The organism is Streptomyces sp. Je 1-79 (assembly GCF_025195125.1).
Lineage (GTDB): Bacteria > Actinomycetota > Actinomycetes > Streptomycetales > Streptomycetaceae > Streptomyces.
This window is the reverse complement of the sequence record NZ_JAMGSL010000003.1, coordinates 153,728-162,490: the sequence shown is the minus strand read 5'-3', so window position 1 is coordinate 162,490 and position 8,763 is coordinate 153,728. Positions and strand designations below refer to the sequence as shown.

Sequence of the window (8,763 nt, the reverse complement as noted above, 5' to 3'; positions counted from 1 at the left end):
GGGGGGCCCCGCCCCCGTCCGGCCGGACGGGGAAGGGCCCCACTCTTCTGCGTGGCCGTGCCCTGCGGTCAGCTCCGCTCGAAGCGGGAACGGACCGGGAAGTAGGCGTTCAGGAAGGCGCGCAGCACGCGGTCCTGCTCGTCCACCGGCACCTCCGCGTCCGCGGACTCACCGATGCAGAACACGTCGTGGCTGCGGGAGGCGAGCAGCCGGCTGAGCACCGAGTGGTGCTCGTAGTTGCCGACGTTGACATAGCTGCAGGAGATCGCGGAGGGCACCGAGCTGCCGGTGAGGTAGCCGTAGTGGTGGTGCAGCGACGAGGTGATCGACAGGTCCGAGTTGGCACGGAACGGGTTGCGGGCCGTCGCCGAGACCTCCTCGGGGAAACGCTCGGCGATCTCGCCCAGCACGCTGCGGCGCAGCGGGTGCGGGGCGTGCAGGAAGCCGTGCGTGGCGACCCGGCCGAAGGCCTTCTCCAGCAGGGCCCGGTTGTTCTTCGCCGCGGCGAAGTAGCCCTCGTCGTCGTCCGACGGCTCGCTCGGCGGGACGGACGTCGGCGAACGGAACAGCTTCGCGACGCCGTTGCTCAGGAAGAACGAGTGCGGCGCGAGCGGACGGCCGATGAACACGTCGTCGTTGAAGTAGAGGAAGTGCTCGGAGAGCCCCTCGATCCGGTGGAGCTGGCTCTCGATCGCGTGCGAGTTGAACGTGGGCAGCCAGGACTGGTCCGGGAAGATGTCCCGGTGGGCGACCACCTCGATGCCGGGCTGGTCGGTGTCCAGCCACTCGGGGGTCTGGTCGTCCGTCACCAGGTAGATGTTGCGCACCCACGGCGCGAACATCTCCAGCGACCGCAGCGAGTACCGCAGTTCGTCGCGGTTGCGGAAACGGACGTCGCCGCTGTCGGCGTCGTCGACCGCCATGTCCAGCTTGCGGCGTACGTCGTCGCGGCGCTTGCGCCACGCCGGGTCGGTGTCGTCGACCCAGGTGTAGACGACGTCGATGGGGAAGTCGACGTCCCACATCAGCGGCTTGGTGAACTGGGTCAGCGTCGGGTAGGAGTCCTCGCCGACCTGGAGCTTGGCGGTGGGCTCCAGAGTGGGCAGGCGGCGGCCGAGGAGGGTGGTGGAGCGTGGGCTGTTGCGCCAGCCGTCCTCGTCCTCGTCCCAGAACTCGACGGTGCAGCCGTACGCCGGCCCGTAGCGGAGCGTGCGGCTCGCGCTCGTCACCGGCTTGAAGATCTTCACACCGGCGATCTCGCCGACGCTGTCGAGCCGCTCGGCCAGTACGGCTCCGGGGGCGGCGCCGCGAGGCGTGATGAGCTCGCCGTAGACCGGCTTGCCCTGCAGCTCGGTCGCCAGTGCCTGGAGAGCACGGTCACGGTGCTCGACCGGTACGGCCACCAGATGCGCGAGGCCGTCGTTGCGGACGAGTACGAAGGGGACGCCGGCGTCCTCGAACGCCTTGGCCGTGATCTCCAGGTTGAGGTTGGCCATCGTCGGGGCGTCGATGTCGTCCCGCTCCTCCGCCAGCCGGCCGGCGGAGCGGATGAGGCCCCGGTTCTGCGCCTGGATCAGTACCTCGCGCGCCTTCTGCTCGTCGGAGGAGTTGGCGAGCAGGGAGACGGGAGCGGCGACGCTGAAGCTCTTGGTACCGCCCTGCGCGATCCGCAGCGCGGTGCGGTCGGCACGCGCGGCGAGACGCTCGGGGGTGTCACGGCGGGCGACGAGGCGCTCGAAGAGCTCCTCCCACTGCGCGGTGATCTTCTCTCCGGAGAAGCGCTCGTTGACACCGGTGCGCGCCGCCTTGCCGAAGGCGTGCCGGGTGTCGTCGTCCGCCATCAGCCGGGACATGGCCTCGGACAGCGACTCGATGTCGCGCGGCGGGACCAGCAGTCCGTCCACGTCGTGCCGGATGATCTCGGCGGGCCCGGTGACGATGTCGTACGCGATCACGGGCACGCCCGCGGCGAAGACCTCGAGGAGGACCAGCGGGAACGCCTCGTTGCGCGAGGGCAGCAGGCAGAGCGCGGCCTTGGCCCACTCCTGCTCCATCTGGTCGGAGCGGCCCATGAGCTCCACCCGCGAGTGGAGTCCGAGCCCCTCGACGAGATGACGCAGCCGCACCTGCTGCGGGCCGTCGCCGAAGATGCGCAGCGTCCAGTCGGGGAAGTCGCCCGAGATGCGGTGGAAGGCCTGGATCGCGTGGTCCAGCTGCTTCTCCGGGGTCATCCGGGCAGCCAGGACGATCGTCTTGCTCTCGAGGTCGGAGCGCGGGCGGTAGCCGTCGGGCACCGCGTTCGGGATGGCGACGAGCTCGGGCGCCGCGTCCTGGAGCGAGTCGGCGAACCAGTCGTTGGTGCGCTCGGTCAGCGAGACGAGCGCGTCGATCCGGGGCGCGTAGACGAGGAGGGGCTCGCCGGAGACGCCGCGCAGCTGGGAGGCGCGGTGCTCCTGGTGGACGGTGACGACGCGGGAGGGCGCGAGGTCGGCCACGGCGGCCATGAGGGCCGGCGTCGTGGTGACGAGCACGTCGGAGTCCAGGGAGCCGAGCGCCCGGACCATCTCGACGTCGGAGAGCCGGTTGAAGGTGCTCTCCCAGGAGGGCTTGATGATCTCGCTGGGAAGGGAGGTCAGGGTGCGGCAGGCGGCGGCGTCCAGCGCGGAGTCGCGCACGGGGCGCTCGACCGAGCCGGTCCGGTCCACCAGGTAGCGCCGCTTGACCTTCCGGGCCGCTGCGAAGAACGGTTCCTGCCGCGTCTTGAAGACACTGAGGACCTCGACGTCGTGGCGCGGCGCGAGATGGATCGCCTGGGTGTAGGCGGCCATCTCGGTGCCGCCCATTTCGTCACCCCAGGTGAGCAGAAACGTGATCTTCATGCGACTTCCTCTGTGCTGGGGTGCGCGGCTATGACATCTGCGCAGTTGACGGCGAGCGCTCCGGCCGCGGTGACATGGGCGTGCACCCGCATGAGGGAGCCGTTGTCGAGGGCGACGATGCGGAAGGGCGTGCGGTAGACCAGCCGGGGGTGACGGACGTCCGTCAGCCGCCGGGCGATCTTCAGCCGGGTGCCGCCGAGCCGCAGGTAGAGGTCCCAGGTCCGGGCCGCTCCGCGTCCCGCACCCATCTTGTCCAGGGGAACGTCGAAGGTGAAGCGGTCGCCGTCCCACTCGGGCGTGACCGTGACGGCCTTGTGGTTGCCGCGGCGCAGCACCGCCTCCGCGGTCCCCGAGGTCTGGGCGGAGCCGATGAGCCTGCCGTGGACGGTGACCCGGTCCCAGCGCAGGTCGAAGGAGGTGAGCTCGGCGTGGGGGCGGGGTGCCCGGACCTTCAGCAGGGCGAAGCCGTCGACCGAGCGGACGATCCGGAAGGTCGCGCCGCTCGTCGGCGACGGGGAGAACGGAAGGGTGGGCCCGTCCGAGAGGTCCCGGCCGGTGGCCGCGGCGACGGTCGTACGGCGGGTCTGGCCGTCCAGGTCCGTGATCAGGACCGCGAGCCGCCAGATGCCGCTGCCGAGCACCGGTCCGCGGACGACGGGCTCCGGGCGGTCCTTGTGGCGCAGGGGGACGGTCGCGGTGAGCAGCGCCGTACCGTCGGCCTGCGGTTCGAGCTCCAGGGGCACCCGCTCGCGGCTGGTGCCGTGCGAGAGCACGAGCTCGGCGGAGGCGACGCGCCGGCCGGGGACGGCGACGGCGAAGTTGAGGGTCCTGCCGTTGGAGACCGAGAAGTGCACGGGCTTGAGCTGCGCGCTCGGCCGGATCCCACCGCCGATCGCCGGAACGGTGTGCAACTGCTCGACCCGACGGCGCATGCGTACGGCGGCCCGGCGCGCACGCTTCGCAGCGCCCACCGCGTAGGGCAGCAGTGAGTCACTCACGGCGATTCCCGGCTTCCATTCTCAGCAGCTGACAGTCAGCGGCACATGCTGTCAAGGACGAAGTTCAATGGCAAGTTGACTCCTGATTTGACCATTATGTGACCGCAATCACTCGATCAGGTGAAACCTGTGTGGATCTTTTCCCTCTTTACCTGTGGCGATCTCGCCGATCGCACAGGAAGGCAGGGGGAAGATGGGCCGCGGGAGCAACTTCGACACCTTCACGCCGTCGCGGCGCACACTGCTCGGGTCCGCCGCCGGTGTGGCACTGGCCGGGCTCGTCGCCGGCTGCACCACCGCACCGGCCGCCCCGCCGCCCGGCGACCACGCGGGCGGTGGCGGCTCCGGGATGCCGGTGCGGCAGCTGGGCGCCGAGCCGCGGAACGGATTCGCCGAGCCCGGTGGCGCGCGCGTGATGCAGATCGTGGCCCACCCGGACGACGACCTCTTCTTCATGAACCCGGATGTGATCCATACCCTGTCGAGGGGCGTGCCGGTGGTCTCCGTCTACATCACCGACGGCGGATCCTTCGGCGTGAACGCGATCCCCGGGCAGCCGAACCCTCCGGCGAACCTACCCGCCTACATCTCCTCCCGCCAGCAGGGGCTGCGGCAGGCCTACGCGCGGATGCTCGGCGCCCCGCTGTTCACCACGTGGGAGCGCACGACGATCCCGCTGCCCGACGGCCGGGCGGCCGACCTCAACGTGCTGGAGCACCAGGGCCGGCGCGCGGAGCTGATATTCCTCAACATACGTATGCACGCCAAGGAGCACGGCAGACCGGTCAACATGACAGCCCTGTGGGGCAGCCCCGGTGCGCGCCTCCCCACCCAGCCCACCCCGGAGTCCCAGGTCAAGGGCGCGTTCTCCTACGACCGCAAGGCTCTGGTGGACACCCTCGTGTCGCTGCTGCGCCGCTACCGGCCCACCCTGATACGGACGCTCGACCCCGACCCGGACGCTCAGGTCCACGACAAGCGGCATCCCCGCGGCAGCGACCAGGTCGGCTACTCCGACCACCCCGACCACACCGCCGCCGCGCTCTTCGCCTGGCGCGCGCTGGCCGAGTGGGCCGACGGAACCGCGCGCCGCGGCAAGGCCCCCACGTTCCAGACCGAGTCCTACCGCGGCTACTACAACCAGCGCTGGCCCCACAATCTGCCGCCCGAGACGGTCGCCCTCAAGGCCCAGTACCTCAACGCCTACGGCGGCGACCCCTCCTGGGAGTGCGGCAACGCCTCCGGCTGCGGTGACTACGCCATCGGCTCCGACCGCGTCCTCGTGTCGAAGAAGGGGTGGGTCCGCAGCACCCACCGGCGCTATCCGAACGCCGGCCCCAAGGTCGTGTCCGCCGAGGACGGCAGCCTGACCGTGTACGCCGTCCTCGGCACCCGGCTGGCGCGCTGGACCGGCACATCCGCCGGGGTCCTGGGCGCCCCCGAGGATCTCGGCGGCGGACCGCTGGCACCCGCGATATCCGTGACGACGGACGCGGACGGCCGCCAGCTGATCTTCGCCCTGCGCTTCTCCCGGCTGGAGGGGGCCACCGCCGGCAACACCCGCGAGATCGTCATGCTCCGGCAGCGGACGCCCGGCGGCGCCTTCGAGCCCAGCTGGGTGGGGCTCGGCAACCCCGAGAGCCGTCCCCGGCGCAGCCGTCTGACCGGTCCCCCGACCGCGGTGACCGGCTCCGACGGCCGGGTCCACGTCTTCGTACGGAACGGGGACAAGGGAGTGAGCACCCGCGTCATGGACGAGCGGGGCACCTGGTCGCCGTGGCAGGCGCTGCCCGGCGGATTCGTCCAGGACGGCCTCGCCGCCACGGTGGACGGCGGCGGGCTCATCCATCTCTTCGCCTCCGCGCCCGGCTGGGTGGAGCACTGGGCGCAGCGCAAGCCCTCCGACGAGCTGCGCAAGGGCTCCCGCCGCTTCGTCGCGAAGCCCGGGGACGTCCCGGACGCCGTGACCGCCTCCGACGGTTCCGTGCTGCTCGGCTACCGGCGTGTGGCGAGCGACCGCGTGATGGTCGAGCGGCTGGCCGCGGGTCGGACCGGCCGCTGGACGACGGTGGCGAACCCCGCCGTCCCCGGATACGGCCGGGTCGGCCTGGTCGGCGGCCGCAAGCCCCTCGCGGACGCGCTCCTCATGGCCGCCACCGCCGGGGGCGGCGAGGCGCTGGTCTACGACGTCCACGACGGCGGTGTGGCCGAGGCGCGCACCCGGCAGCCCGCCGTCACGGTGGGTACCCCGGCGGCAGTGACGGCCAACGGTGGCGCCCCGGCGGCCGTGGTCACCCTCGGTCTGACGGGCCGCCCGGTCGTGACACGACTGCGGGACGTCGCGGACAGCCAGGCCTCCTGACCCTCCTGCGCGCACAGGCGCCCCACGGCCGAACGGCTCGTGGGGCGCCTGTCGTACGTATACGTCCTCCCCAGCGGGAGAACGCCGAACGCCGCCGTACCTCTCGACGAGGTGCGACGGCGTTCGGACGCGGGGCAGAGGCCCTGCGGGGCAGAGGCCTAGAACGGGTTGAAGTCGTCGAACTCGCGCTGCGCGTCGTCCCGCTCCGCCTCGCGGTCCCGGCGACGCTGGGCGGCCGGACGCGGGGCCTCCAGGCGGTGGTCCTCGCCACGGCGGCCGAGCATCTCGGCGCCCGCCATCATCGTGGGCTCCCAGTCGAAGACGACCGCGTTCTCCTCGGAGCCGATCGCGACACCGTCGCCCGAGCGGGCGCCCGCCTTCATCAGCGCGTCCTCGACACCGAGTCGGTTGAGGCGGTCGGCCAGGTAGCCGACGGCCTCGTCGTTGTTGAAGTCGGTCTGGCGGACCCAGCGCTCCGGCTTCTCGCCGCGCACCCGGTAGACGTCCTCGGCCTCGTCGTAGGTGACCGTGAAGCCCGCGTCGTCGACCGCCTTCGGACGGAGGACGATCCGCGTCGACTCCTCCTTCGGCTTGGCCGCACGCGCCTTGGCGACGATGTCGGCCAGCGCGAAGGAGAGCTCCTTCAGACCCGTACGGGCCACGGCCGAGGCCTCGTAGACCTGGTAGCCGCGCTCCTCCAGGTCCGGGCGGATCATCTCCGCCAGGTCCTGGGCGTCCGGGATGTCGATCTTGTTGAGGACGACGATGCGCGGGCGGTCCTCGAGACCGCCGTACTGCTTCAGCTCCTCCTCGATGATGTCGAGGTCGCTGACGGGGTCACGGTCGGACTCCAGCGTCGCCGTGTCCAGGATGTGCACGAGGACCGAGCAGCGCTCCACATGGCGCAGGAACTCCAGGCCCAGGCCGCGGCCCTCGCTGGCGCCGGGGATCAGACCCGGCACGTCGGCGATCGTGTAGACCGTCGAGCCGGCGGTGACGACGCCCAGGTTCGGTACGAGCGTGGTGAAGGGGTAGTCCGCGATCTTCGGCTTGGCGGCCGAGAGGACGGAGATGAGCGACGACTTGCCGGCGCTCGGGTAGCCGACCAGCGCCACGTCGGCGACGGTCTTCAGCTCCAGGACGATGTCGCGCGCCTCGCCGGGCTCGCCGAGGAGCGCGAAGCCGGGGGCCTTGCGACGGGCGGAGGACAGCGCGGCGTTGCCGAGGCCACCGCGGCCGCCCTGGCCCGCGACGAAGGTGGTGCCCTGGCCGACCAGGTCGGCGAGGACGTTGCCGTCCCTGTCGAGGACGACGGTGCCGTCGGGCACGGTCAGGACGAGGTCCTGGCCGTCCTTGCCGGAGCGGTTGTCGCCGGCGCCGGGCTGACCGTTGGTCGCCTTGCGGTGCGGCGAGTGGTGGTACTCGAGGAGCGTGGTGACGGCCTGGTCGACGACCAGGATCACATCGCCGCCACGGCCGCCGTTGCCGCCGTCGGGTCCGCCGAGCGGCTTGAACTTCTCCCGGTGTACGGAGGCGCAGCCGTGGCCTCCGTTACCCGCGGCGACATGCAGCTCGACGCGGTCCACGAAGGTGGTCATGGTTGTGCCTCCATTGCAAAGGGGTGCTACGAGGTGGAATGTCTATCTAGTAACACGCGAAAGGCGGACCCGCTTCCCTGCCGGGAAGTGAGGTCCGCCTCCGCAAAGGAACCGATCAGGCGACCGGAACGATGTTCACGACCTTGCGGCCACGGTGGGTGCCGAACTGCACCGAACCGGCCTGCAGGGCGAACAGCGTGTCGTCGCCGCCACGGCCGACGCCCGCGCCCGGGTGGAAGTGGGTGCCGCGCTGACGGATCAGGATCTCACCGGCGCTGACGACCTGACCGCCGAAGCGCTTCACGCCGAGCCGCTGAGCATTGGAGTCGCGACCGTTCCGGGTGGACGATGCGCCCTTCTTGTGTGCCATCTCTCCTCAGTCCCTTACTTCGCAGCCGCGGGGATGCCGGTGACCTTGATCGCCGTGTACTGCTGGCGGTGGCCCTGGCGACGGCGGTAACCGGTCTTGTTCTTGTAGCGAAGGATGTCGATCTTCGCGCCCTTGTGGTGGTCCACGACCTCGGCCGTGACCTTGATGCCGGCCAGGACCCACGGGTCGCTGGTCACGGCGTCGCCGTCGACAACGAGCAGCGTAGAGAGCTCTACGGTGTCGCCAACCTTGGCAGTGGAAATCTTGTCAACCTCAACGATGTCGCCGACAGCAACCTTGTGCTGGCGACCACCGCTGCGCACGATGGCGTACACGCGGATCTCTCTCTCACTCGGGAACGGGCCCCTGATGCCAGCCGCTCACACGGGCCGAAGCCCGCGGTGATCCGGAAGTGGACGAGCGGCCTCTCCCGGCAGACCGGGAGGAGGGTGCTCAGGGGTTAGGCGGGTCATACGACACGCCGACGGTCAAGGTTACGGGCCGGTGCCGCAAGGGGTCAAATTCGGTGACTTCACCTCTGCGGCGGTGCGGCCGG

Annotated in this window: 6 protein-coding genes; 1 reads left to right on the top strand and 5 read right to left on the bottom strand. The window is 70.9% G+C overall.

Annotation, left to right across the window (positions count from 1 at the left end):
* Positions 1 to 68: 68 nt before the first annotated feature.
* Together M5362_RS06095 and M5362_RS06090 are read right to left on the bottom strand one after the other, a co-directional pair.
* Positions 69 to 2,879 (bottom strand): stealth conserved region 3 domain-containing protein, encoded by a 2,811-nt coding sequence (locus tag M5362_RS06095; protein WP_260226295.1) that lies wholly within the window; start codon positions 2,877 to 2,879, stop codon positions 69 to 71.
* Positions 2,876 to 3,877, bottom strand: coding sequence for a hypothetical protein (locus tag M5362_RS06090; protein ID WP_260226294.1), 1,002 nt, complete (start codon positions 3,875 to 3,877; stop codon positions 2,876 to 2,878). The genes M5362_RS06095 and M5362_RS06090 overlap by 4 nt, the downstream gene beginning before the upstream one ends.
* 193 nt (positions 3,878 to 4,070) lie before the next feature.
* Here M5362_RS06090 and M5362_RS06085 point away from each other — a divergent pair, with 193 nt between their 5' ends.
* Complete coding sequence (locus tag M5362_RS06085) at positions 4,071 to 6,239, top strand: PIG-L family deacetylase (RefSeq protein ID WP_260226293.1); 2,169 nt, start codon at positions 4,071 to 4,073, stop codon at positions 6,237 to 6,239.
* Positions 6,240 to 6,397: 158 nt separating this feature from the next.
* On the opposite strand, the gene obgE is transcribed toward M5362_RS06085, so the two are convergent.
* The 3 genes from obgE to rplU all read right to left on the bottom strand — a co-directional run bounded on the left by obgE (position 6,398) and on the right by rplU (position 8,542).
* Positions 6,398 to 7,837: a GTPase ObgE gene (obgE, locus tag M5362_RS06080; protein WP_260226292.1), complete on the bottom strand. Its 1,440-nt coding sequence runs from the start codon at positions 7,835 to 7,837 to the stop codon at positions 6,398 to 6,400.
* Positions 7,838 to 7,952: 115 nt separating this feature from the next.
* Complete coding sequence (gene rpmA, locus M5362_RS06075) at positions 7,953 to 8,207, bottom strand: 50S ribosomal protein L27 (protein WP_260226291.1); 255 nt, start codon at positions 8,205 to 8,207, stop codon at positions 7,953 to 7,955.
* Positions 8,208 to 8,221: 14 nt separating this feature from the next.
* Complete coding sequence (gene rplU, locus M5362_RS06070; RefSeq protein ID WP_015033583.1) at positions 8,222 to 8,542, bottom strand: 50S ribosomal protein L21; 321 nt, start codon at positions 8,540 to 8,542, stop codon at positions 8,222 to 8,224.
* Positions 8,543 to 8,763: the final 221 nt, after the last annotated feature.